25 protein-coding genes are annotated in these 24,924 nt (G+C 40.9%); 7 read left to right on the top strand and 18 right to left on the bottom strand.

What is annotated here, in order from left to right:
- Nucleotides 1-12 precede the first annotated feature (12 nt).
- A complete protein-coding gene (locus EFY79_RS06315; RefSeq protein ID WP_123120046.1) occupies nucleotides 13-627 on the top strand; it encodes a hydrolase in 615 nt (204 codons plus the stop codon).
- Nucleotides 628-702: 75 nt separating this feature from the next.
- Here EFY79_RS06315 and EFY79_RS22010 read toward each other — a convergent pair whose 3' ends face one another.
- From EFY79_RS22010 to trmB, 4 genes are all read right to left on the bottom strand, one after another.
- Nucleotides 703-876 (bottom strand): PIN domain-containing protein, encoded by a 174-nt coding sequence (locus EFY79_RS22010; protein WP_394338868.1) that lies wholly within the window; start codon nucleotides 874-876, stop codon nucleotides 703-705.
- Complete coding sequence (locus EFY79_RS06305) at nucleotides 810-1,118, bottom strand: PIN domain-containing protein (RefSeq protein WP_123119845.1); 309 nt, start codon at nucleotides 1,116-1,118, stop codon at nucleotides 810-812. Before EFY79_RS06305 ends, EFY79_RS22010 begins: the two co-directional genes overlap by 67 nt.
- A 5-nt stretch (nucleotides 1,119-1,123) precedes the next feature.
- A complete protein-coding gene (locus EFY79_RS06300) occupies nucleotides 1,124-1,357 on the bottom strand; it encodes a hypothetical protein (protein ID WP_123119844.1) in 234 nt (77 codons plus the stop codon).
- A gap of 259 nt (nucleotides 1,358-1,616) precedes the next feature.
- Nucleotides 1,617-2,321, bottom strand: a complete 705-nt coding sequence (trmB, locus tag EFY79_RS06295; protein WP_123119843.1) for a tRNA (guanosine(46)-N7)-methyltransferase TrmB — start codon at nucleotides 2,319-2,321, stop codon at nucleotides 1,617-1,619.
- Nucleotides 2,322-2,466: 145 nt separating this feature from the next.
- Between trmB and EFY79_RS06290 the strand changes: the two genes are divergently transcribed.
- Nucleotides 2,467-3,132, top strand: coding sequence for a DsbA family protein (locus EFY79_RS06290; protein WP_123119842.1), 666 nt, complete (start codon nucleotides 2,467-2,469; stop codon nucleotides 3,130-3,132).
- A 78-nt stretch (nucleotides 3,133-3,210) separates the two neighbouring features.
- On the opposite strand, the gene EFY79_RS06285 is transcribed toward EFY79_RS06290, so the two are convergent.
- The gene (locus EFY79_RS06285) at nucleotides 3,211-3,882 is read right to left on the bottom strand and encodes an MgtC/SapB family protein (RefSeq protein ID WP_123119841.1); all 672 of its coding nucleotides are present in this window, start codon (nucleotides 3,880-3,882) and stop codon (nucleotides 3,211-3,213) included.
- Nucleotides 3,883-3,946: 64 nt separating this feature from the next.
- Nucleotides 3,947-7,339 (bottom strand): transcription-repair coupling factor, encoded by a 3,393-nt coding sequence (mfd, locus tag EFY79_RS06280; protein ID WP_123119840.1) that lies wholly within the window; start codon nucleotides 7,337-7,339, stop codon nucleotides 3,947-3,949.
- Nucleotides 7,340-7,602: 263 nt separating this feature from the next.
- Between mfd and EFY79_RS06275 the strand changes: the two genes are divergently transcribed.
- The 5 genes from EFY79_RS06275 to EFY79_RS06255 all read left to right on the top strand — a co-directional run bounded on the left by EFY79_RS06275 (nucleotide 7,603) and on the right by EFY79_RS06255 (nucleotide 10,821).
- A complete protein-coding gene (locus EFY79_RS06275) occupies nucleotides 7,603-8,166 on the top strand; it encodes a hypothetical protein (RefSeq protein WP_123119839.1) in 564 nt (187 codons plus the stop codon).
- A gap of 10 nt (nucleotides 8,167-8,176) precedes the next feature.
- Complete coding sequence (locus tag EFY79_RS06270) at nucleotides 8,177-9,115, top strand: outer membrane beta-barrel protein (protein ID WP_123119838.1); 939 nt, start codon at nucleotides 8,177-8,179, stop codon at nucleotides 9,113-9,115.
- A 25-nt stretch (nucleotides 9,116-9,140) separates the two neighbouring features.
- Nucleotides 9,141-9,770, top strand: a complete 630-nt coding sequence (locus tag EFY79_RS06265; protein ID WP_123119837.1) for a hypothetical protein — start codon at nucleotides 9,141-9,143, stop codon at nucleotides 9,768-9,770.
- 78 nt (nucleotides 9,771-9,848) lie between these two features.
- Complete coding sequence (locus EFY79_RS06260; protein WP_123119836.1) at nucleotides 9,849-10,598, top strand: ferredoxin--NADP reductase; 750 nt, start codon at nucleotides 9,849-9,851, stop codon at nucleotides 10,596-10,598.
- 22 nt (nucleotides 10,599-10,620) lie between these two features.
- The gene (locus tag EFY79_RS06255; RefSeq protein WP_123119835.1) at nucleotides 10,621-10,821 is read left to right on the top strand and encodes a hypothetical protein; all 201 of its coding nucleotides are present in this window, start codon (nucleotides 10,621-10,623) and stop codon (nucleotides 10,819-10,821) included.
- Between the two features lie 26 nt (nucleotides 10,822-10,847).
- Here the strand turns inward: EFY79_RS06255 and EFY79_RS06250 are convergent, their stop codons facing one another.
- The 12 genes from EFY79_RS06250 to EFY79_RS06195 form a co-directional block, all read right to left on the bottom strand.
- Nucleotides 10,848-11,378 (bottom strand): hypothetical protein, encoded by a 531-nt coding sequence (locus EFY79_RS06250; RefSeq protein WP_148041865.1) that lies wholly within the window; start codon nucleotides 11,376-11,378, stop codon nucleotides 10,848-10,850.
- A gap of 47 nt (nucleotides 11,379-11,425) precedes the next feature.
- Nucleotides 11,426-12,889, bottom strand: coding sequence for a glycine--tRNA ligase (locus EFY79_RS06245; RefSeq protein ID WP_123119833.1), 1,464 nt, complete (start codon nucleotides 12,887-12,889; stop codon nucleotides 11,426-11,428).
- A 180-nt stretch (nucleotides 12,890-13,069) separates the two neighbouring features.
- Nucleotides 13,070-14,824: an FAD-dependent oxidoreductase gene (locus tag EFY79_RS06240; protein ID WP_123119832.1), complete on the bottom strand. Its 1,755-nt coding sequence runs from the start codon at nucleotides 14,822-14,824 to the stop codon at nucleotides 13,070-13,072.
- A 59-nt stretch (nucleotides 14,825-14,883) separates the two neighbouring features.
- On the bottom strand, nucleotides 14,884-15,678 hold the full coding sequence (locus tag EFY79_RS06235; protein ID WP_123119831.1) for a glycoside hydrolase family 16 protein: 795 nt from the start codon (nucleotides 15,676-15,678) through the stop codon (nucleotides 14,884-14,886).
- A gap of 183 nt (nucleotides 15,679-15,861) precedes the next feature.
- Nucleotides 15,862-16,314, bottom strand: coding sequence for a YhcH/YjgK/YiaL family protein (locus tag EFY79_RS06230; protein WP_123119830.1), 453 nt, complete (start codon nucleotides 16,312-16,314; stop codon nucleotides 15,862-15,864).
- Nucleotides 16,315-16,359: 45 nt separating this feature from the next.
- Nucleotides 16,360-17,658, bottom strand: a complete 1,299-nt coding sequence (locus tag EFY79_RS06225) for an MFS transporter (protein WP_123119829.1) — start codon at nucleotides 17,656-17,658, stop codon at nucleotides 16,360-16,362.
- Nucleotides 17,659-17,721: 63 nt separating this feature from the next.
- Complete coding sequence (locus tag EFY79_RS06220; protein ID WP_123119828.1) at nucleotides 17,722-18,648, bottom strand: RraA family protein; 927 nt, start codon at nucleotides 18,646-18,648, stop codon at nucleotides 17,722-17,724.
- An 83-nt stretch (nucleotides 18,649-18,731) separates the two neighbouring features.
- Nucleotides 18,732-20,531 (bottom strand): amidohydrolase/deacetylase family metallohydrolase, encoded by a 1,800-nt coding sequence (locus EFY79_RS06215; protein ID WP_158605163.1) that lies wholly within the window; start codon nucleotides 20,529-20,531, stop codon nucleotides 18,732-18,734.
- A 48-nt stretch (nucleotides 20,532-20,579) separates the two neighbouring features.
- On the bottom strand, nucleotides 20,580-21,806 hold the full coding sequence (locus EFY79_RS06210; RefSeq protein ID WP_123119827.1) for an aminotransferase class V-fold PLP-dependent enzyme: 1,227 nt from the start codon (nucleotides 21,804-21,806) through the stop codon (nucleotides 20,580-20,582).
- A gap of 168 nt (nucleotides 21,807-21,974) precedes the next feature.
- Nucleotides 21,975-23,183 (bottom strand): selenocysteine synthase, encoded by a 1,209-nt coding sequence (locus EFY79_RS06205; protein ID WP_123119826.1) that lies wholly within the window; start codon nucleotides 23,181-23,183, stop codon nucleotides 21,975-21,977.
- Nucleotides 23,184-23,216: 33 nt separating this feature from the next.
- Entirely contained in the window at nucleotides 23,217-23,681 is a 465-nt protein-coding gene (locus tag EFY79_RS06200) for a RidA family protein (protein ID WP_123119825.1), read from the bottom strand.
- Between the two features lie 142 nt (nucleotides 23,682-23,823).
- On the bottom strand, nucleotides 23,824-24,921 hold the full coding sequence (locus EFY79_RS06195; RefSeq protein ID WP_158605162.1) for a carbohydrate-binding family 9-like protein: 1,098 nt from the start codon (nucleotides 24,919-24,921) through the stop codon (nucleotides 23,824-23,826).
- Between the last annotated feature and the right edge of the window lie 3 nt (nucleotides 24,922-24,924).

The raw sequence follows: 24,924 nt of genomic DNA, 5'->3' as shown, positions 1-24,924 counted from the left end.
AAAACGATTATTATGAGCCTCCTACTCAACAGGAACAAATTTGGAGATGTTGCCAACACAGGAAAAACGCTTTCAAAAGAAGAAGCAAACTTATTGCTGAAAGAATGGGTGTTGAATGACAAACTGCGCCTTCACATGCTACAGGTATCACACCTGATGAAATGCTGGGCCGCCGAAAAAGAAGGCCTCGGTGAAGAAGGGCAATGGCGCTGGGAAATGGCCGGACTACTGCACGATGCAGATTGGGACCAATGGCCCGGCGAGCATTGCAAAAAAATAATTGAAGAGCTGGAAAGAAGGAATGTTGACCCTGAAATCATTCATGCGATCGCTTCACACGGCCCGAATCATTTTGGTGTGGAACCTGAAACCCGCATGGATAAAATGTTGTACGCCTTTGATGAGTTATCAGGATTAATTCATGCTTATTCTTTAATGCGGCCCAACGGGTATGAAGGAATGGAATTAAAGGGCGTTAAAAAAAGATTGAAAGAAAAATCTTTTGCAGCCAATGTATCAAGAGAAGAAATTGCAGATGCCTGTTCCCGCGCAGGCGTGGAGTTGGAAACGCTTATTCCGTTTATAATAGAACACCAGGCAGGTGTATCGCTTAACGACTTGCAGTAAAGCAGATTTTAAGGAGAATTTTTATTATGATGGGCTTTAGTTTTTATAGAATTTTGTTTTAAAAAGCAGCAATAGTTATAATTTTTCTCTTTTCAATATCTCCAAAAATTCATCTGCGCTGATTATATTAACATTAGGAAATTCAAATTTCTTTGCTTCATTAAAGTGCGCATCATTAGTTACTATAAAGTCTGCCTTGCCGGCAACGGCTGCATCGAAAAATTTATTATCATCAGGATCGGTGACAATTGCGTTCCAATTGTAGAAGATACGCTGATAATTACATCGGGTGATTCAACGAAAGATTCTAATACCAGGTCAGCAATACCGGGAGCAGCATGCTCCATAAGAATTTCCTCATATTCGTGTAAAATATCTTCGGATACAACAACTTTATATACGCCTTCTATAAAGGCCTGCCATATTAATTTATACCGGCTACGTTTACCCAAAGCCACCAGCAAAACGTTTGAATCCAAAACAATCCTCATTGTGCCTATTTAGAAGATTTTGAGCGAAAATGCCCTTTGCTTAATTTTTCGTAGGTTTCTTCAGTAAAATTATTTTCTAATTCCCACCTGTCGGTAACATTTTCAATTTGTTTGGCCAATAGTTGTACGGCAAGCCTGCGCATTTGGCTAAAATCTTCCTCAGGCAGCGGCTTTTTTAATAAGCGAAGCATCAAAACCTGTTGTTCATTCAAATCGGGATTATTTAATTCTGTGTTCATAGTTTATTTTTTCTTTCTCAAAAATAGGCATTCTTTTACACTCATTTTCATAACAAAATGCCCTGTCTTAATTCAGTTCCCCTTTCATCTTCATCAATAAATTTAAACTGACTTTGCCCGGTTAAAAAAATAAAATCCGCGATATTTCTTCATTTACTACAAAAACAAATCAGCATAACTGGCATATATACACGAAAACTAATCTGTAGAAACTTTGCTAAGAGAATGAGTTGCAGTAAAGCTGGTTCCAAGGCGAATTTTATTTTGCAGGATATTTTTCAGAAAGAATCTTCTTAAGCTCCTCATCATTTTCCGGCAGCCTTTCCGGTAAGCAAAAACTGAGGTAAAAAATGCAATTGCTTTTGGCAATGTCCAGCTTTTCATAATGGGTTTTTATGGCCAACTCCTCAGTGAGCTTTTCCATTTTATACACATCGCCAATGTCTGCAATCACCTGCAGGCCGTAAAGCCGGATCACCAGTTTGGTAAATTCGTACAAATCCGGAGAGTCGGTTTTCAAATGAATCTTTGCGCCTGGTGTAACAATTTGCTGGTATAGTCTTAAAAATTTCGGATGCGTTAATCTTTTTTTCGCTTTCGAAATTCTCAATTGCGGATCAGGGAAGGTGATCCAGATTTCGTCCACCTCATTTGCAGAAAAATAATGGTTGATTTTATCGATCTGCGTTCTTAAAAAAGCCACATTATTCAACCCGTTTTGCAACGCAAATCTTGCGCCTGCCCACAGGCGGTTGCCTTTTACATCAACGCCGATGAAATTTTTTTGAGGATATAATTGAGCGAGCCCTGTAGTGTATTCGCCTTTGCCGCAGGCCAGTTCCAAAACGATTGGGTTTTCATTTCTAAAAAAAATATTCCATTTGCCTTTCATATCGGTAGGATATTCCAACACATTGGCAAAGGCTTTTATTTCCCCAAATCTTTGTAATTTCTTTTGAGCCATAATTGCAAATGTAATTGTAGCAATGTAAAAGGTGGTTGAATGCCATAAAAACTCCGGCGGTTTATAATCGGATAGCTCTTTTCAATTAGTTTCGTTATACTTTATTTGTTGAATTCCGGCAGGTTTATTGCCCAGTTTTAGTTATATGGCCAATTTAATATATTGTTACGATGCTTATTGCGGCTGGTGCTACGGCTTCAGCCAGGTAATGAAAAAAATTTATTCTGAATATAAAAATAAACTGGATTTTGAAGTGCTTTCAGGTGGAATGATTTTACCCGCACAACCTGTTTCCATCAGCGCTACGGCAAAATACACTGAAGAAAGCTATCCGCGCATAGAAGAAATTGCAGGAATTAAATTTGGCGAAGATTATCTATGGCATATTCGCCATCCTGAAATAAGCGACTGGTTCCCTCATTCAGAAAAACCGGCAATCGCCTTGTGCATTTTTAAAGAATACTATCCGCAACTGCAGGTAAGCTTTGCTGCTGATTTGCAGTATGCGCTTCATTTTGAAGGGCGTGATCTTACTGATGATGAAGCGTATCGTTTGCTTTTAGATAAATACAATATTCCCGAAGAAGAATTTTATGAGAAGCTGTATGATGAGGAATACAAAGAAAAGGCGCATTATGAATTTGCCTTGTGCAAACAATTAAACGTTACTGGTTTTCCCGCAGTATTTATTCAATTAACTGAGTCAAAATTTTATCTTGTAGCGCAGGGTTTCACTGATTTTGAAACCTTGCACGAACGGATAGAAAATGTTTTGAATGAGCCCGGCAATAATTATAGCCATACTGCCTGAGATAAAATAAAATATGGGATTATTTATGCCTTTACTGGTATGAACACATCAAATGAATAGAAAGTAAAGGCTATCACATTACTTATTCCACAAAATCTTTTTTATCGACCTGTCATTTTCAAATTCTTTGGTAATGAGCTCCAGCTTTTCCATATTCAAATTTTCAAACCGCAGTTGTATGATAAAACCTTCATCAGTTTTGTCAATGGAAAAGTTTGAAAAATTGATAAAATCAAAACTGCTCATTTTGTTCAAAATCAAATTGGGATTTGCAATTTCGGTGGTTTCAATCCGCAGGGTTCTTTTCGAAAATTTCTTTTTTATCCTGTTTTCCAAAGGCTGCAAAGCCCATAAAATAACGATAGCAAAAATAGTAGTAACTGCCGCGGCAAAATACATTCCGCCGCCCGTGGCCAAACCAATTGCTGCAACAGTCCACAACCCTGAAGCAGTAGTAAGTCCCCTGATTCTGCCCTGCTGAAGAAATAAGATGGTACCTGCACCGATAAACCCAATACCACTGATTACCTGCGCCGCCACCCTTGAGGGGTCAAGTTCTACATTTTTTGTGCCCAAAATATCAGCAAAGCCAAAAGAAGAAACCAGCATGATTAAGGCAGAACCAAGGCAAACCATCATGTGGGTACGCATGCCCGCCGTCCAGTCCTTCCTTTCACGCTCTAAGCCAATCAGGGCGCCAAAAACTGCCGCCAGAAAAAGACGAAATAATATTTCCTGCCACGTTACCATTTATTAGTTTTTATTTCATCTTTGCACATCTTTCTTACCAGTTACCGGATGAAAAAATATAAATTTAATTGTGTACTTCTTCTGCTAAATTTAATTGCATTTGTTGTAAGAACCTGTATAATCCGCTCATAGTTTTGATATCCTGGACCACCAAAATTCCATTTCTGCCCGACTGCTTCAATTTAGCTTTGTTGGTTTTGGTTTGTATAAAATTCAGGATTCCGCCAAAGGTTTGGCTGGTAAAATATGGCGATTCCGGGTTGGCAATAAAATAGCATTTCAATACCTGGCTTTTAAGAATCAATTTTTCGAACCCAAGCTCAAGCGCAATTTTACGGCACCGCACTGTAGTAAAAAGATCTTCCACTTCATGCGGCACAGGGCCAAAACGATCCGCCATTTCTTTATGCAGTGTTTGTAGTTCTTCTTCATTTTCACAATTATCAAGCCTTGAGTAAAGACTCAACCGTTCGGTTATATTTTCTACATAATTATCCGGAATCAGTATCTCCAGGTCGGTATCAATGGTGCAATCTGAAACAAAATCATCTTCTTTCCGGTTCTCTTCTTTGAACACTTCTTTAAACTCATTTCTTTTTAATTCACGAATCGCTTCATCCAGAATTTTTTGATACATATCAAACCCAATTTCAGCAATAAAGCCGCTTTGCTCACCTCCAAGCATATTTCCGGCCCCACGGATATCTAAATCGCGCATGGCAATCTGGAAGCCGCTTCCAAGGTCGCTGTATTGTTCTAACGTGGTTAATCTTTTGCGGCTGTCAGCAGTTAACGTGCTCATCGGAGGCGCCAGCAAATAGCAAAATGCTTTCTTATTGCTGCGCCCTACTCTGCCTCTTAGCTGGTGCAAATCACTGAGGCCAAAATGATGTGCATTATTTACGATGATGGTATTTACATTCGGAATATCAACGCCGCTTTCCACAATGTTGGTGCAAATTAATACATCATATTTATGATCGATAAAATCAAGAATCGTTTGTTCCAGTTTAGCGCCTTCCAACTGGCCATGTGCATAGGCAATATTTAAATCAGGACACAGGCCTTGCACCAGCGTTTTCATTTCCTGCAAACCGTGTACGCGGTTGTGAATAATAAAAACCTGTCCGCCTCTTTCTACTTCATAATAAATGGCATCCCTTATAAAATCCTGGTCAAAGACATGAACTTCTGTTTGAATAGGCTGCCTGTTTGGCGGTGCAGTATTGATGATACTGAGGTCGCGGGCGCCCATCAGGCTGAATTGCAAAGTTCTTGGAATTGGCGTCGCGGTTAATGTTAATGAATCTACTGTCGTCCGTAATTGTTTTAATTTCTCCTTCGCTGATACTCCAAATTTTTGTTCTTCGTCTATCACCATCAATCCCAAATCCTTAAACTTTACGTCTTTGCCAAGTAAAGCGTGTGTTCCGATGATAATATCAATTTTTCCCTCCTTTAGTTTTTCCAGCGTTTCCTTTTTTTCTTTTGACGACTTAAACCGGTTCAAATAATCCACCACAACAGGATAATCATGCAGCCGCTCGCTGAAAGTTTTAAAGTGCTGATAAGCCAAAATAGTAGTGGGCACTAAGATAGCTGCCTGCTTGCCATCAAGGTTGGTTTTAAACGCCGCACGGATAGCTACTTCAGTTTTTCCAAATCCGACATCGCCGCAAATCAGGCGATCCATCGGCGATTCTTTTTCCATGTCTGCTTTCACGTCGGCCACAGCTTTACTCTGGTCGGGTGTATCTTCAAACAGAAATGACGCTTCCAGTTCAGTCTGCATATAATTATCCCGGGAATGTGCAAAACCTTTATGGCTTTTTCGTTCCGCATACAATTTGATGAGATCGGTAGCAATATCTTTTACCTGCTTTTTGGTCTTATCTTTTAATTTGTTCCAAACGTCGCTGCCCAGTTTGTTCATCTTGGGAACCGTTCCTTCTTTTCCGCTGTATTTACTGATTTTATGGAGAGAAGAAATGTTTACATACAGAAGATCGCGGTCTTTATAAAGAATACGGACTGCCTCCTGCACTACGCCATTACTTTCAATCTTTTGCAAGCCACTGAAAATGCCCACGCCGTGATCGATATGTGTAACAAAATCCCCTGGCTGCAATTCGCGGAGCATTTTTAACGTGAGCGCTTTATTCTTGCTGAACGCCTGCTTAACGCGGTATTTATGATATCGTTGAAAAATTTGATGATCGGTATAGCATACAATTTTTAAATCGTTATCTACAAATCCCTCATGTATCGAAGCTGGTATCGGAACAAAATTTATTTCCGTGTTTTGATCACTAAAAATGGAATGTAATCTTTCCAGTTGCTTTGGATTTTCAGCAAAAATGAAAAGGTTGTATTTTTTTGCCTCGAATGATTTCAGGTTTTCAATCAGCAAATTAAAGCGGCGGTTAAATGCGGGCTGCTGTTGAACCGAAAAATGAATGGAATCATTTTTAGAAAAATAGTTGCTTTTTCCAAATTCAATAGTGTGGCGCCCCGCAATTTGCTTTTCCAAAACATTGGCATAAACAAAATCGCTTTCTGAAATATTTTTTATTTCATTCAAATCCACTTCTTCATTAGCCGTGCTTTTGGGTGGACTAGCGATAAATTCTTCAATCTCTTTCTGTTGCTGCTGAATTACCTGCTGAATAAAATCCCAATCTTCGGTCCACACGATGGTATTTTCGGGCAAGAAATTTAACAAAGAAACTTTTTCGCCGGCGCTAAACTGTGTTTCCACATTGGGTATAATATTTACCTCTTTTAATTTACGCTCGCTTAGCTGGGTTTCAGGATCGAAAAGACGGATGCTGTCAATCTCATCGCCAAATAATTCTATGCGGTAAGGCTTTTCGTTTCCGTAGGAGTAAATATCAAGAATGCCACCGCGCACCGCAAACTGGCCCGGCTCGTACACAAAATCAGCACGGCTGAAGCCATAATTAACAAAGCGGGCAAGCAGTTCATCAATCTTTATGGATTCGCCCTGCCTGAATGAAATGATATTTTCCGAAAGCGATTTTGACAAAACCACTTTTTCTGAAAGCGCTTCGCTATAGGTTATGAGAACTTTTTTATTTCCGCCACGGCTGAGTTTGGTTAAGGCTTCCGTTCTCAGCATCACGTGGCTGCTGTTTAGCTGCTGGAAGTTTTTCCTGGTTTTAAAAGAAGAAGGGAAATAAAAAATATCGAGCGCTCCCGTTAAGTTTTCGACCGTATTATGAAAATAAGCCGCTTCTTCTGCATCCCTTAATATTACGAGATGATTGAGCGATGATGCATTAAAATGATTAAATATTGCCGAAAAAACAAACTGGGAGGCGCTGCCGGCGAGGCCTGAAAGGTGTAAATGTTGTGGCCCGGGCAATACTATCCTGTCCGCAATTGAAAAAATGCGGGAATCATTGGAATACATATTCATCAGCACATCAAGATTCATCCTCTGCCTTTTCTAAACCCTGCAAAATTAATTCATGATTTTTAAATGATTACATGTGCTGCAGAATTCAACCATTTTATAACAACTTGTTGCCATTCTTAACCCGCTCATCGCAGTAAATCAGTAAATAATTCAAATTTTTATTCGGGAAGCCATCGGCTTGTATAGCATATCTTTGCTTCAGCTCTGGCCGGCATCAAGCCGATTATCGGTATTATTATTGATAGAAAAAAAAAGATTATCCTGACCCCCTTAAAACTACTATGAATAAAATATTTTACCCCTTACTTCTTCTTGTATCATTTTCATTTTTCAGTTGCACATCTGACCAGACTACCGTTCAGATAATCAGGTCTCCTTTACTTAAATTTAACCTTAGCCCTGGCAATTCGTGGAAGGCAGATGGCTATACGCTTACCCAACCGTCAAAAGTGGTGGAATATCCGCAGGATACTTCCCTTCCTGCGCAATTCTATGACCGGTATGTTTTGACGGGAAGCGGGAAAGATGATTCAGGCCACACGTATCAACTCACCATCAACTTTGACCTTGCTGATGGCCAGCAACTGGTGGGGTTATATAAATCAGATTATACGGTGGAAAGAGGCCTGGGGGGTGTGCAAATAGTGGACATGACGGATAAAAAAAATCTTGAAGTGTATAATCTTTGTGCAGAAGATTTGCAAAACGATATCCTGCAGATAGAAAAGCAAAAGCCCGACGAAAGGATTATAACCGGTAGCTTTCAAATGACCCTTTGCAATTCGCGGGATACTACGCAAAAGTTGAACATTTTAAACGGAATTATCAAAGATCTTAAATACTAAAAATTAAATAATGAAGTATTTTTTACCCCCAAAATATAAATCTTTCCTGTTTGTTTTTTTACTGGCCATATCGTTTGTAACAGAAAAAGCTTATGCCCAGGAAGATACAACGAGGATTCAAGCCCCACAGCCTGTGAAACATAATGCCGGTTTTGATGTGATTGTAAAAATGAATGGAGATATAGTTTATGGCCTTGTCAAAGAAGTGGCCCCTTATTATATTTCTTATCAAAGAACAGACATTCCCGATGGGCCGGTTTATACTATTCCCAGGTATGAAGTATATGTAATCAGTTATAGAAACCAGGTAAAAGATTATATTAACGGACGAGCGGCGCAGCCCGTACCGCAAGGGCAAATTCCACCGCGGCGTCATTATGAAAATGAGCAAAAAAGAAGCGCCAACCCGATCAGCTTCGACAATGGAAAAATAACGGTTGGCCTGGGTTTTTTAAGAAGCTTTTCAAAGTTGAAAAATAAAAGCGATTATTCCACTTCGGCAAGCTTTCCCACACTCACCTTTGGCTACGAAGTACCTTTTAATAGCAATGTGCAGTTGGGAATCCTGCTCGGTTTTGGCACTCATAATTTCTCGGACCAAAAATTCAGCACTTACGACAGTACCAATAATGATATCAGGATAAAAGAAAATATTTTCGGCTTATACGTATATGGCCGGTATTATTTTTTAGACCCAACGTCACAGCTACAACCGTATATTCTTTTGGGCCCGGGGATTACGAGCTCCAATTTGCATTCAGAAAATAAAATATCATTTACCAATGATAATACACAGACCATTTTGGTAAAATCAGGAACGCGCTCCACCGGAATTGGTATCATAGCAAGGGCAGGACTCGAATATTATCTGAACAAAGAATTCCAGGTATATTTTGACGCCGGCGTTGGCCTTTCCGCAATAAAGGTGGGCATTTCATACGCGTTATAAACAATGACCTCTTAAATTTTTTATTATGAAAAACACATTACTTTTCCTTTTTTGCATAGCAGCTTTTTCGGCAAAAGCTCAGAATAATTATAGAAATACCGGCGATCGGAATGATTCAAGAAGCAGCGGAATAGCTGTTTCGCTGGGAGCAGCCGCTAATTATTATTACGGGCCCGGCAATCAAAATTTTGATAAATACCAGAGCGACCGGCTGAACTGGCAAATCAACGGCATGCTGGGATTAACCATCGCCCGCAGCCAAAGCGGCCGTCGCACTATGATTGCCGGATTTGGAAGCTTTGGGATGAACAATGATGAAACCGTAAAACAGATTTTTGAAGATCAGAAATACATTACGACTGCAATCGATCAAAATTCTGCTAATAATGTATACAATATCGAAGGCGGCTTGTTGATTGGCGAAGTTTTTCGCGTAAGCACCGGCGTAGGGCAACAGATTTTTAATAAGCAAACGCTTGTATCTGATGATGGGGTTAATTTTGAAACCACTTATCTGAAATACAATTCCACCACCGTTGGGTTTAATTTTAATGTATCAGCCGTTTCCATCATTGTCAATTGTAATTTTCAGTATGGACAGGATTATACAAAAACGGTAATTGTTCCCTCGGCAGGATTAATGCTGCGGTTTTAATAAAGCGCCTGGCGGAAAAATACTTAGCTAATTAATTCTTTATGTAAAATAAGGTTTGTATTTTCCCAAAAAAAACAGATGGCACCACCAGTTTGGCGTACCGGCACTGTTGTTCGTATTGAAGATGAAACTTATAATACCAAAAGGTTTTTTATTAAAGTAGATGGAGAAACTTCTTTTGATTTTAAAGCAGGGCAGTTTGTTACGCTCGATCTTCCCATACATGAAAAGGCCAACAAAAGATGGCGGAGTTACTCTATAGCCAGTTGGCCTGATGGCAGCGCCGTTTTCGAATTGTTGATTGTGTTGCTTGAAGGCGGCCTCGGCACTACTTATTTATTTAATGAAATTAAAGTTGGTTCTCAGCTTACCTTGCGGGGTGCTCTTGGAATGTTTACCTTGCCAGAAGAGATAGACCGCGATCTTTTTTTTATATGCACCGGTACAGGCATCGCGCCTTTCAGAAGTATGCTCAACTATATTAAACTGCATAATGTACCACATCAGAATTTATACCTGCTTTTCGGATGCCGCACGCAAAAAGACCTTCTTTATTTTGAGGAAATGAAGGCCCTTGCAAAAGATTTGGAGGGATTTCATTTTATGCCTACGCTAAGCCGCGAGCCATGGGATGGCCACACCGGGTACGTTCACACACTGTACGAGGACATTTGTCGTAAAAATATCCAGGTTTGTGAAGAAATTCAACAAGTAAAGCCAGCTTATTTTTACCTATGCGGGTGGAAGTTTATGATTGACGATGCACGAAAAAAAATAAGTGATTTGGGCTACGATAGAAAAGCCATTCACCTGGAATCGTATGGCTAATTTATTTTGAAAAAATTATGTTATGAGAAATCCAAAAACAAGGCCCATCATTATTTCCCTGGTAATTATTGTTTTATCCTTCTATAACTTTTACAGGGAAGAAGGCTCGCAAAATATAAGAGCCGTTCAGATTGTAAGCCTCCTGGTTTGCGGAATGGCCATCGGGATATTTCTTAAAAGCGTTGTAGAATTTTTCCGGGATAAGAAAAAACAGCAGCAGTAGGGATTTCTTCTCAGCCTGAAAATTTTTTAAAAGTTATACCCTACGCTGGCTCCGCCGGAGGCCTGGACATTTCCGTTTCCTACCAATGGAGTAAACCCTATCCTCCAGGAAAAGCCACCGTTCACCGGCACGCGCCTGTACATAAAAGCTGCTGTACCATACAAATTGGGGCCTTTCTTGTCATAAAAATTAAAGATATCCAATTGTTTGCTTACATACGTGAAACCAAATCCAACTTCAAACGCATTTACAGAATTTGTTTGGCCAAATATATAGTTCAGTTGAACAGGAAGCGTAAGCGCAGTACTTCTTTTAAAAGTGTAATTCCCGTTCATATAATCGCTCTCATCGGCGGAAACAAATCCAAGGCCTACTCTTCCTCCAAATCCAAAGGGAGTCTTATTAAATCTTGAATCATAATTGGCCGAAAATAAAATGCCGGGGCCGCCTATCTCGGCATAAAAACTTTTATTGGTAATGACATGCGGTTCATTATCCTGGGCAAAACATGCAAGGGATGCTATTGCAAAGACAATTAGAATGGTAATTCTTTTCATAAAGGTTTTTTGTTTCAAGACACTCATTAATCAAAAAACGTTGCAATCTAACCTGTTATTTTATTTACAATAAAATCTTTTACTTCCGTCAACAGAATCCTTTGCTGCTTCATCGAATCTCTGTCGCGAACGGTAGCGGTGTTGTCTTCCTTAGTTTGATGATCGATGGTTACACAAAACGGAGTTCCGATGGCATCCATACGCCTGTAACGCTTGCCAATACTATCTTTCTCTTCATAAAAGGTATAAAAGCTTTGTTCGCATTCATGTAATAGCTCCCTGGCAATATCCGGTAAACCATCTTTTTTCACCAAAGGAAGAATGGCTAATTTGTAAGGGGCAATTTTTGGCGGAATGCGCAATACCACGCGGCTGTCTTCAGTTCCATCTTCTTTGATCCATTTTTCTTCTGCATACGCCATACTGATGATGGTTAAAAACAAGCGATCAAGGCCCACTGACGTTTCCACTACGTAAGGAATATAATTTCCATACGGCTTCCCTTCTTCATTGAGGTCGTTATCATAATACTGCAATTTCTTTTTGCTCAGCTCCTGGTGCGATTTCAAATCGAAATCAGTTCTTGAATGAATACCTTCCAGTTCTTTAAATCCAAAAGGAAATTCAAACTCAATATCCACTGCGGCATTTGCATAATGCGCAAGTTTTGTATGATCATGATAACGTAACTTTTCCGCGGGAAGCCCAAGGCTTTGGTGCCATTTTAATCTTTCTGCTTTCCAGTATTCGTACCATTGCATCTCTGTGCCGGGGCGAACGAAGAACTGCATTTCCATTTGCTCAAATTCGCGCATGCGAAAAATAAACTGCCTTGCTACAATTTCGTTTCTGAAAGCTTTACCGGTTTGGGCAATGCCAAATGGAATTTTCATTCTGCCGGTTTTCTGTACATTCAAAAAATTTACAAAAATGCCCTGGGCAGTTTCAGGCCGCAGGTAAATTTTATCAGACTCGCCGGAAACGCTGCCAAGTTGAGTATCAAACATCAGGTTGAACTGGCGAATGTCGGTCCAGTTGCTGGTTTCGCTTATGGAACAGGTTATTTCGTTTTCGTCAATTAATTTTTTCAATCCATCAAAATCGTCTTTGGCAAGCAGTTCGTCCATGGCTTTTAGCAAAGCAAATTCTTCTTCTTTCCTACCTTCCAGCGCCAGCTTTTCTGCGTGTGATTCTATCAGGTGATCTACGCGATACCGCTTTTTGCTGTCTTTATTATCAATCATCGGATCGCTGAAATTATCAACGTGGCCGCTGGCCTTCCATGTTAGCGGATGCATGAAAATTGCCGCATCAATCCCCACAATATTATCATGAAGTTGGGTCATGCTTTTCCACCAATAGTCACGAATGTTCTTTTTAAGCTGGGCGCCATTTTGCCCGTAATCGTACACTGCGCTTAATCCATCATATATTTCGCTGGATGGAAAAATATATCCATACTCTTTGCAATGCGCAATGATATCGCTGAAATTATTTAGTTCATTTGCCATAAGTTGGCAAAGATAAGAACAGAAGGAATTGTTATTTCATTGTTCACATTTCGTTTTCGCCTGAAACTAATATTGGCTTATTTAAATTCAAATGAAATGGCTATCGCGAAATGATTAAACAAAGAATTAATTCTAAAGTGTAGTAAACAAACTTTTAGGATGATTTTTTATTTCGCAAGTTCAACTAACAGGTTGAATGTTCCACCACATAGCCGCTTTTGGCCAATGAGTTTCTAATCCTTGTGACCGGATAAATTTTTGAAAGTCTCCGAGCAAATCTTTGTTTTCGCGCACCGCATGAGGCATTATCTTTTTATTTTTTGCGAAAGAAACGAGCATTCCTACGGCCTCGCCAATGCTCCACTCCACAGGGTGAAGGCGATAGCAGCCATTGGTAAGATGCGTGGTTCCGATATTTTTATTTGCAGGAAATAAATTTGTCATCCTGACCGGCAACAACGCTCCGAGTGGAATTTGAAAGGGCAACGAATCAAAATCAATGTAATTATTTCCTGAATTGGTGGGGTGCAAATCGATATGATAATAACCCGTGCCCACGCTGTCAAAAAAATCAGCAGCCACTTTGCCATCAGTTTTTCCTGCGACCATTTCACGGTTGGCTTTGCCGACGTGTTCTTCAAGGATGGTAAACACGGCTTTTATGCGCCTTGACTCGCGTATGTATGGATATTTGGCCATGCCGTCTTCTGTGCGATAAATGTCTCCACGCAAACGAAGCCCCGGCCAGCCTGCGCCTCCATCTCGGCGGGGCGCTTCAGTTTGCAACCAGTAAAACAGCGAAAGGCTTAACTGTTTTGAATTTTGGATATTCTTTTCAAATTCTTTATCTGAAACATCAATAAGATTCCCTGTCAAAAAATCGTTCTGTGGCCAGTTAACTATAGTCATGCCACCATTATACGTGCCAGCCGCAAAATTATCCGGGTTGATAATACGGCGATAATTAAAAAGATTAAGTACGCCATCTGTCGGCAAATTTACCGGGTTGAAGGCAAGAGATTTTGGCTGAAGTGTGGAAGGATTAGAATAGGAAAGGCTCAATAATTTCCCCGGCCACGGTGGGCTTACCTCAGGAATAAAATTTTTCCAATAATCATATTGGGCAGGTTTTTCAATTATTTGATTGCTTTCGGGAACATAATCCATTACCAGGCAATATGTATATGCCTGGATATTTTTCGCATCGGCTTTTTCAGGCGCATGCAATTCATTGGTTTCTTTCCGGGATTCTGCGCCGGTAACATATTCAGTTCCTGTAAGCGGAAGCAAATCGCCTAATTCAGTAGCATCAATAAATTGTGGCGCTTTTAAAATGATTTCCTTTAAACCGGTTGATGTATTTTTTGCTTTTAGTGCAACAACTTTATCGCCCGCTACCTCTGCACCGGTTATTTTGTGTTGCAAAAGAAGCGTGAGCTTACGCGAGCTAAGATAAGGCGCCATCATCGCATACATAACGGAGAGCGCTACACGAGGTTCAAAACATAATCGCGAAACCAATCCACTGCCGGGATTCAGGTATTTTGTTTTGCGGGCCGAATCCGTCAACGGATAATTTTTTACATAATATTCGCGCACAGCAGTTCTGAAATCACGATACATTTGGGTAGCGCCATGGGTTTCAATCCAGGGATGTTCATCCGGGCAGCTCAAACCCTGCTGCGTCAGTTGGCCGCCTATCCAATCCGTTTCTTCTGTAAGCACTACGGATAGCCCATTTCTCAAGGCTGCCATCGCTGCGGCGAAACCGCCGAGGCCCGCTCCGACAATAATTACATCTGCTTCATAAGTTCTTTCTTTGCTACCAAAGCTTTCAGTTACCATTTGCGAATAAACATCATTTGAAAAGGCTGTGCCCGATGCGAAGACGCCTCCCGCTAAAGTAATAAGCTCAATAAAATTTCTTCTTTTCATATTTGAAAAAACTTATTGCAGTTTCGAATAGCAACCGAAAACCAGAAATTAAAATTCCATTACCGGTTTCCTTTAAATTCATAAAATCTTACCCAATCTATTTCCATTTCTACCGGAAGGTCATCCGGATTCACTTTGCCTACCCATGAGCCGCCCAATTGCATATCCAGGAGAAGATAATATTTATGTTCGCTGAAAGGGAACTGCCCGTCTTTATCAGTCCTGATGCGGGGATAAGTAAATGTTTTTTGCCCATTGATAAAAAAAACGAGGCTATCAGGATATTTAGCAACCCCATACGTATTGAATTCGGAAGGATTAATTTTTCCGGTAGCGCCGGGTTTGGGATTTTTTATTTTGAGATTATGGGTATAATTTGAATGGACGGTCTGGTAAGCGATAGAATCAGAGTTCAGCCTTTCCATAATATCAATTTCACCGCCATTGGGCCAGCCTGCATTTTCGGGAAGCATCCAGAAAGCCGGCCATGCCCCGCGTGCGCCATTAAGCTTCGCTCTTATCTCTATCTTTCCAAAACCAAAAGAGACTTTACCTTTCGTAAAAAGGCCGCCGGTTAAGAATTGGGCGGTGTCATCAGGCAAATATTTATTTTTAAATCCTCTCAGGATGAGCTTTCCGTCGCGCATGTCGTAACATGAATCAACATCGCTCATATTCCTGTCCCAGTCGCTTTTTCCGCGCGGAATTTTTGACCATTTGGTTTCATCAAAAGAAGTTTGATTAAAATTTTCCTGCCATGACAACTTTTGACCGGACTGGGATAAATGATGGCTGCAGCTTAAGAAAATAACTGATAAAAATAAAATTATGACTGAAAATAATTTACCGCGCATTGTTACCATTTTATCAGAAAACAAGAAATATTTGAGTGTAAGCGGTTATCAATTTCTTTTGAAAAAAAATTAACACAAACCCTCCAGTAAACCATCTTTTAAGCCTGATTTATATTTTGTACAGATAATTTTTTTAAAATGAATCAAGCCAAAAATGAATTGCTGCTTTTAATGGATGCGCAATCAAATAGCAACTTTGATTACCATTTTCTTGATGTTTCCTTCGCCTATCATCGGTGCATGCACATCTTCCGGAAAAAAGATAGCAAACTGGCCATTGGTTAATTGAAAAAACATGTCGGGCGCATCACTATAAAATGTTACATCCTTGTCAGCGTTATAAGCATCTTTCGGCTGAGAGCACGATTGACGAGGTTTCCATCCGATTTCTTCATTTCCCTTTATACAAAGCTGGATGTCGATAAATTTATTATGGCATTCAAATTTGCTCAAAGACTCTTCACTGCTTTTTCCAGGTTTATCGGAAACAATCGCCTTTAAAATATTTTCTTCAATAACATAAGTGCCCGGCTCCAGGGTTTCTAAATTTTGGGATTGAATGTATTGAAAGGCTCTTTCGAAATATGGGTTTACACAAAAATATTTTGCAACATTCGTTAAACTGTCTATTATCATAATTTATTTATTGTCGGTTAAAAAGATGTGCATTATCAATCAGATTCATTTTGCCGGAACCATTATGCTTTCTTCTTGTAAATGTGTTGCAATTACAGATTTATGGGCATTTTTTAAAGCCATTATCGTAAGAATAGCAGCGAGAAATAAAGAGCCTGCCATAAAAATATAAGAAGCGCTGAAGCTGCCGGTAGCGCCGTTCAGGTAGCCTACGAGGTATGCGCCCAAAAAGGAACCCAAGGCGCCAAAACTGTTTATCAAAGCGATGGCGCCGCCTGAAACATTCTTTGGCAATACCTCAGTGATGATAGCGAAAAAAGGACCATACGGGGCATACATCGCGCCACCGGCAATGACAAGCAGGGTAAAGGAAAGCCAGAAATTACCGGGTCCGACAAGATACGAAGCATAAAAAGCGACGGCGCCTACCAAAAGAAAAGGCCAGATAAAATCCTTCCTGTTTAATGTTTTATCAGAAAAATGAGAAGTGGCTAACATGGCTACGATGGCAAGAATATAAGGAACTGCCGACAGCCACCCTGTAGTTTCAATATTCATATTTGGCGCTTCATTGATGATGGAAGGCAGCCACATTACAAATCCATACACGCCGATACTCCATAGCGCATACTGAAGGCACAACAGAATCACTATTTTCGACTTGAACGCTTCGCCGTAATTTTTTACGGGTTTGATGCTTTGTTGTTCCAGCGCCAATTGTTCTTCCACATCATTTTTTTGCGATTCAGAAAGCCATTTGGCGTCTTTCACTTTATCATTTACCAGGTACCACCAAAAAAATGCCCAAACGATTCCCGGTGCACCTTCAATAATAAACATCCATCGCCAGCCCAATGTGCCAACCAGGTGGCCTGAAAGAATAGACATCCAAAGAATAGTAACCGGGTTACCGAGGATAAGAAAGGTATTGGCTCTCGACCTTTCCGTTTTGGTAAACCAACGGGAAAGAAATATGAGCATGGCAGGCATTACCGCGCTTTCCACTACACCCAATAAAAAACGGATGGCAATTAATAAATCCACATTATGCACCATACCCGTCGCCATCGCCAAAGCACCCCACAAAATTAACGACCAGAATATCAGCTTTTTGGCGCTTTTATTGGCAGCATACAACGCTCCGGGAATTTGGAAAAAAAAGTAACCCAGAAAAAATAAGGAACCCAGCAAAGAAGACATGGCTGCGGTAATATTTAAATCTTCGGCCATGCCGCCGGCTAAGGCAAATCCAAAATTGGCCCTGTCCAGATAAGCAAGGCTGTAGGTAATAAAAACTATCGGAATCAGGCGATACCAGCGCTTTTTGGGTAATAATTTTGCCATAGCTTTTTTAAATAGTTTTGAGTTCTTGTTTTATATGAAGAATTAAAAATTGCAGCCAGCAGTTTACCAGGTACGCTGGCTCATCACTTTATCTAAATCAGCCCTGGTCATTTTGCCCAGTTCAGGATGCTTTTTGAGCCAATTCAGAAAATCAGTTTTAATCTGGTCAGTCCACTGGCTATCGATTTGCCCGGTGGAATATTGATTTGTTTTGACCATTTCAAACCCGAATTTATCTTTCAATGTCACGAATTCGGCAGTGCTGATGACCTGGTCGGCAAGATGGGCCGGAATAAAAAGCACGCCTTCGCGGTCGGCAATTACAAGGTCGCCAGGCATTACAATAGCCTGGCCAATCCGGATAGGCGTGTTCAACCCCATAAGCACCATGTTTTCAAGAAAGGAAGGATGAAAATCACGTACAAAAGCATTAAAGCCTTTGATTTCTGAAAGGCCTTCCAAATCACGTGCGGAGCCATTAAAAATCACCCCATTTCCTGATTTGCTGTAAATGGAATTGCCCAGGGTGCTGCCAATGAGTGTGCCTCCGGCAATCTTTCCAAAACCATCTGCCACATACACATCGCCTTTGGTAAGCACATCAATAGGCCACGAATTGGTATTCCCCTTTCTGCCTTGCGCCACTCCACGCTCTTTAATTTCCTTTTCCACATCTGGACGGGATGGTAAATACATGGCTGTAACTACCCTGCCAACCACTTTGATACTGTCGTTTACTGTTTTCCATCCGCCTTCAAACTGGTTGGTATAACCCAAATTTTTCAAAACGGTCCATGCATCATCAATGCCTATATTTTTGGCTCTTATTAATAAATCGTCAGCCACTTTTGGTCTTCCATCAGCAAAACGATCCCCTTTCCATTGCGAAGTAAGAAATATCAATTCATCTTTGGGAATGGTTTGTCCCATCATAATTCCCGATGAAAAAATGCATACGATAAATAACCAAACAGGTCTATAAATTCTCATTCTAAAACTTTATTTTGACAGTAAACAAATAAATAGTCCCAATTTTTATTCTCTAAAATATTTTACTAACTCATCCAAAAAATTTATGGAACCCTCACTTTAATCACAATTTTTTTCACCACATCACTTCCCGGCACTTTAATGGCTGGACGGTGCATTTCCTGGGGAGAGAAAATAAAAAAGGTGGAAGGATCCGCTTCAAAATATTCGCCGCCTTCATTGGTAAAGTTCATGTTGTCGGTGGTATTAGTATAAGGAACAATAACATTTCCCCGGATGTCCGCGCTGGGCGCTACTCCCATTAATGCTTTTCCTTTTATGATGTATTGAATATCATTAAAATTCCGATGGGCTTCCCACTTTACGTCTTCTTTCTTTTTGGTAGGCCCCTGGGATACGGTTGCGATTACATTGCCTGAATCAATAACATACACACCGGGTTTTAACTGAGCCAAATCTTTGGTTTTTAAAAAGGTGAATGCCTCATCCCACCATTGATTATTTTTACGATACTGTTTGAAAAATTCTTCCTGATTAATGCTCTTGTTCGGTATTAAATTTAACCCATTGCCTGAAGGGATAGTATTGAACCATTCGGTGAAATTATTGCTGGGATTAACGTTTACAGGAAAATTTCTGCGGGGAGCGACAATAGGATTGGCAATACCATTCAGATCATATACGATTCTTCCATCTCTTATGGTCATCTGGCACTCCAGCTTCTTATCTGTCTCCAACTTACGGCCGGTGTAATCAAACAAGCCAAATTTTCCATCCCTCAAAGTAAGAATGGCTACATCTGCACCTGAGCCAACAGACAAATTCCCGAGCTCTTCACGATTAATTTCTTTAGCAGGATTCCAGGTGCTTTGGGTGATTACCGATTTCAGGTCCTCACCCATAGCCAGAAATTTAGACATCGTGGTAAGCATGCCTTTCATGGCCGCATTCATGCTTCCCACATGTAGATCGGTACTGATGGAATTAGGATAAAACCCGTCCTTAATTGCCGGAATGGCCTGTGAATAAGCAAAGCTGATGCCGCCATATCCGACATCGAAAATGATTCCTTTTTTGCGCGCTTCCCACACAAACGGTTTTACCTTATTGGTAGTAGTATCCACTATAAACTCACGGCTGTTTAACTGGGCGAAACAATGCGTAAAAATATCTCCGGGGCGAAGATGATTCAAAAACAATTCTTCAATAGGCAGAGGAGGGTTACTTCCTCCAAAGTCAACCATTACGGGAATGCCACCTGCAAGGTTTCCGGCAAGCACCGCCCTGTCAGTTGGTGCCCAGTCGTACCCTTCATAATGCGCCAGTTTAAAGCCCACGATATAATTTTTATACTGCCGCGCCACCAGGGCAGACATTTTGGGATCCATATCATTTTCGTTCTGCTCATATCCGCCACGCATACCCTCGCCTACTATGTTTAAAAAAGCAAGCACTCTAGTTTGTGATACGTCAATGGTCTGTTCTTTGAAAGTTGGAAATGTGCGCCAGCCTGAGCTTCCGGCATCTACCACTGTCGTGACGCCATTGCGGAAGGTAAAGCCATCGGGCTGAATAGCCAGGTTTCCATTTTCGTACTGGTGGTTAGGCTCAGTCCCCCAAAAATCATGAGTATGGATATCTATCAAACCTGGGGTAACATACATCCCTTCGGCATTCACTACCTGCAGGGCACTTGCAGGATTGATATTTTTAGCCACCATTTTAATTTTCCCACTGTCAATCGCCACATCCATTACCTCGTCAATGTTATTTTTAGGATCAATCACATGTCCACCTTTGATAACGATACTATAGTTTTGAGAAAATGACCTTTGAAATGTAAAAGCGCCGAGTACCATTAAAAGCAGTAATGTTTTTTTCATAATCTGTTTTAGTTTTACGATTAAGATATTGTTTGTTATTGTTGTGTTCTAAATAGCCTGTTGAAGGATTTCTTTAACCCTGTTGGCAACCACCTCTACCTGGTCGGGCCTTAATAAAACCACACCTACATTCAGCACTTTGTTTCCATCTTTATTGCCCACATTTGCCACAATGCTGGGCGTACCTTTTTGAAGAGCGGATTGCACATCATTGGCGGTCATCTTCACTACCTCCTGGTCCCAGGTAAGGTATAAAGAAGGAAAAGCATTTGCGGGGCCGGGATTCACATTCGTTTCCCCTTTCACACTTTTCACCTGCTCTGCTTTTTTCCTAATCCTTTCGATGCGGCTAAGCCAGTCATTCCATTCTTTCTTATGGTCGCGTTCCAGGTAAGATTTGAGCGCAGCATACATACCAAAAATTTCTTCCTTGTTCACCTTCATCGGCCTTCCTATCGGCGCCTCATGAGGACTATGGTTTAATTTTGCCGCTTCAATCAAATCCTTTCTGCCAAATAATAATCCCGCGCTTTGCGGCCCTCTTATCATTTTACCGCCGGAAAAAGTTACCATATCAAACCCCATTTTCTGGTACTTAAACAGGTTTTCTACAGGAGGCACATCAGCCGCCGCGTCAATAAATGAAGGAATGTTGTGCTTTTTGCATAAGGCTACAAAATCTTCGCGCGAAACGCTTGAATTGCCCGCCGCATTAAAGAATAGCGCCATCACTGTATTATTATTAAAAGCTTTTTCCATTTCATCGGGGCCTTCTATCTCAATAATTTTTGCTCCGCAGGTGGTGATAGCCTGGTCAAAAAGATAACGGTGGCTTTTTTGCATAATCACTTCCGGCCTGGCGCCTGGCCAATTCGGAATTATTTTGATTTTTTCTGCATCTTTGCCCGTAATACAGGCCGCGGTTCCTAACAAAAGCGCGCAGGCCGCACCGGAAGTAACCATCGCTGCTTCCACCTGTAACATTTCGGCCATTTTTGCACCTACTTTATCCTGCAGCTCATACATATTGGCAAAATCATGACTGGTAGAATTGATGGCTTCCATTACTTCGGGCATCATCAGCGAACCAGACAAAAAAGTCATGGTAACGCCCGCATTGATGACCCTGGTAACGCCTAATTCATCAAATAAATCCCGTTTGACTTTTTTGCTTTTTGGCGCCGACCATGCCTTTTCTGCGGTTAACAAATTACCCATCATAGCGCCTGACAGCGGTAACAAGCCCAGGCCCTTGATAACTTCTCTACGTTTCATAATTGATTGTTGAAATTGATAATTGATTATTGATTATTGTGCTTAAGGCGAAATGCTTAAGGCTAAATGCTTAAAGCCAAATGCTTAAAGCCAAATGCCTTCTGCCTTCTGCCTTCGGCTTTCTGCTTTCGGCTTTCTGCCTTGCGCTTCTTCCCTTGTGCCTCCATCTTACACGGAAGCTTTTTTTAATTCCTCCTTAATTCGCCCTGCCACAATTTTAACCTGTTCAGGCCTCATCATCCAGGGAGAGACTGTAATAGAATTTTTTCCTCCACCGTAGGCTTCAATAGAAGGATTCCCGTTTCGTAATGCTTCCAGTAAGCCAGCTCCTGTGAGATGAATTTTATCAGTATCCCACAAAATATCGAGCGTCGGCGTGTGATCTGCAATAGGAGGAACATACGATTTTGTGGTAACTCCGTTCACTGATTCGGCAGCTTTTGCAATAGTAGCCACACGGTTTTCCCAATCTTTCCATTCCTTATCATGATCCTGCTTCAAATACCTGTCAATGGCTACATACATGCCGATAATCTCTTCCTTATTCACCTTCATGCCGCGGCCAATAGTGGCGGCATTCGGCGAAGCACTTAACCGCGCTGCTGCAATTATATCTTTTTTGCCCATCAATACACCTGCACTTTGAGGCCCGCGGATAGCCTTGCCACCAGAAAGGGCTACATAGCTAAATCCCATGTCATTAAAAGCCCAAAGGTTAGAAACCGGAGGAACATTCGCAGCCATATCTATTGAGGCAGGCAGATTGTGTTTTCTTGCCAATGCCAGCCATTCTTCATGCATGATAGTTCCTTCCACAGCGCCACTTCCGAGAAAATGCATGGACGCGGTATTTTCATTCACTGCGCGATCTACATCGTCAGGCGTTTCTACCCATACCAGTTTTACACCACAATTGGTTAATGCCTGGTTGTAATGTATCTGGTGTTTTTTTTGAATAATTACTTCAGATTTCATTCCTGTGCCGGAAAGATGGGGAAGCTGTTGCGCCTTTTTCGGATCCAGGCCGGTAAGGATGCCGGCCATACCAAGAGACAAAGCGGAAAAAGCGCCGGACGTAACCATTGCTGCTTCTGCATGCGTCATCGACGCGATTTTTTCACCCACCTTATCCTGCAATTCTTCCAGCATGCAAAAATCCTTTGAGGTACTGTTGATTGCATCCAGAACGTAATCGTGCATCAGCGAGCCTGACATAAAAGTGATGGTACCTCTCGCATTGATAAAGGTTCGCACACCTAATTCTTTGAAAAGATCCTGCTTAGGCAGCGGATTTTTTGCAAAAGAAGATTTTGAGCTAAAGATACCTCCTGAAAAAGGAATCAATGACACAGCTTTGATGAGGTCTCTGCGTTTCATTTTTCGCTTTTAATGATGGTTTTAAAAAGAAAATCAGATATAGGCAATACAATCCATCTCAACCAGGGAATCGCCGGGAACACCGCCTTTTGCTACGGCTACCGTGGTTCGAACAGGGGGCTTTTTGCCGAAGCGGCCTTTAAATACCTCGTTCATGCCCTGGTAATCCTGTATATCATTTAAAAACACAGAAACCTTCAGCACTTTTTCCATAGATGAGCCTGCTTTTTTTAAGACGTTTTCCATTCCCTGCAGTACAATTTCTGTATGAGCTTTTATTTCAAATGGCGCTACATGTGCTCCTACTCCTGAAATATAGATTAGATCGCCATGACGGGTAAAACTGGAAAATAATGGCACGTCCTGGAAGTTGGTAATATCTCCGACTTCTTTTTCTTCAGCGGTGATTGACTTTGCTTTTGCGGCAAGCCCAAAGCCTGCTACGGCGGTTATGGAAGCTAATAATTTTTTAATAGCTGATCTTCTTTGTGTTTGCATACATTGATTTTTTAGGTTTACAAAAAGTTGAATTTTAAAAATAAAAATTTAGGTTATTTATTGGTTTACCATAAAATAAAAATCTTTGCTCTTTGCCTGCCTACCGGACAGGAAGGTTCGTTTACTATACCATAAGGAGTCATTATTTTTTATTAAAATGAACTTCGCCTTCATCATCTAAAATCATCATTTGTTTTGAAAATGGTAAAAATATTTCCAGTAAAAATTGCTTTTCATCAGCATACATCCTGACACCTCGTTTTTGTTTTTTTGTTCCGGATTCTTTTCTAAATAACTTATCCAATTGTTTGAGACGGGAGGCATACTTGCCATTTTCTCTCAAAAATTGTTGCTGCAGATAATAATATTTCCACGCCTGCAGTTTCAATTTTTCATCCGCAGCCGATAGAACTTTTTTGTTGGAAACCGAATCTGAAAACAATACATAACCCCATCGTTCGGGCATATGCAGGTTTATAATTCCCTGCGGCGACCATACATCATATCGTTCGCTAACTACTCTTCCCTGCTCATTCTTTTTGCGGTAATATTTTCCATCCGATGTATCAAGCTGCCATTGCACCCTTGAAAAGTTCATACGCCAAATTGTGCCATTTGATGGATTCTTACTTCCATTCATCATGACCGACCTGAAAGGTACGGCTAATTCTATACTCCAACCCTTGTCTTTGTCTGAAGGATTATTTATAGTTCCGCTCAGATGCACTGCTTTTTGCAATCCATTGATATCCCAACTGGTTAATCCGGCACCGCCGTTCCTGTATGGCCGTGGTAAAAACAAGTCCCATGTAGTTCCAAAGGCGTTTATCTGAAATTCCACATAGTTGTAAGTTCCGCCGTCTGGCGCAATAAACATTTCCAAAGCATTATCCTGGAACACGGGGCTATCGGTTTTGGTAATGGATGCCCACAAATCATGCTCGGTAATATCTGCATAGACATATAAAAAATTATCGTCCCAAAGCATTTTACATTTGGTCTGGTGTTTTTCATCCGGCGCGTGGCCAGTGGAAATATCAGAAAAAACCGGCGTCCACCGAGCTTGTGCCCAGGCCTTCTCGTCGCCTTTTCCATCAATCATTATTTTTTCTGAAGTTTTGAAGACGGTGTATTGCATAGGAATGGTCAACAGCCTTTGCAAATCGGCCGCAGAATACTGTGCATACGATTGGAAACAAAAGGAATTAGTTATCACCATCATTATAAATAATTTGACCATCCT

Source organism: Hanamia caeni, from assembly GCF_003721595.1.
GTDB lineage: Bacteria > Bacteroidota > Bacteroidia > Chitinophagales > Chitinophagaceae > Ginsengibacter > Ginsengibacter caeni.
This window is presented reverse-complemented; position numbering and strand designations above follow the sequence as displayed.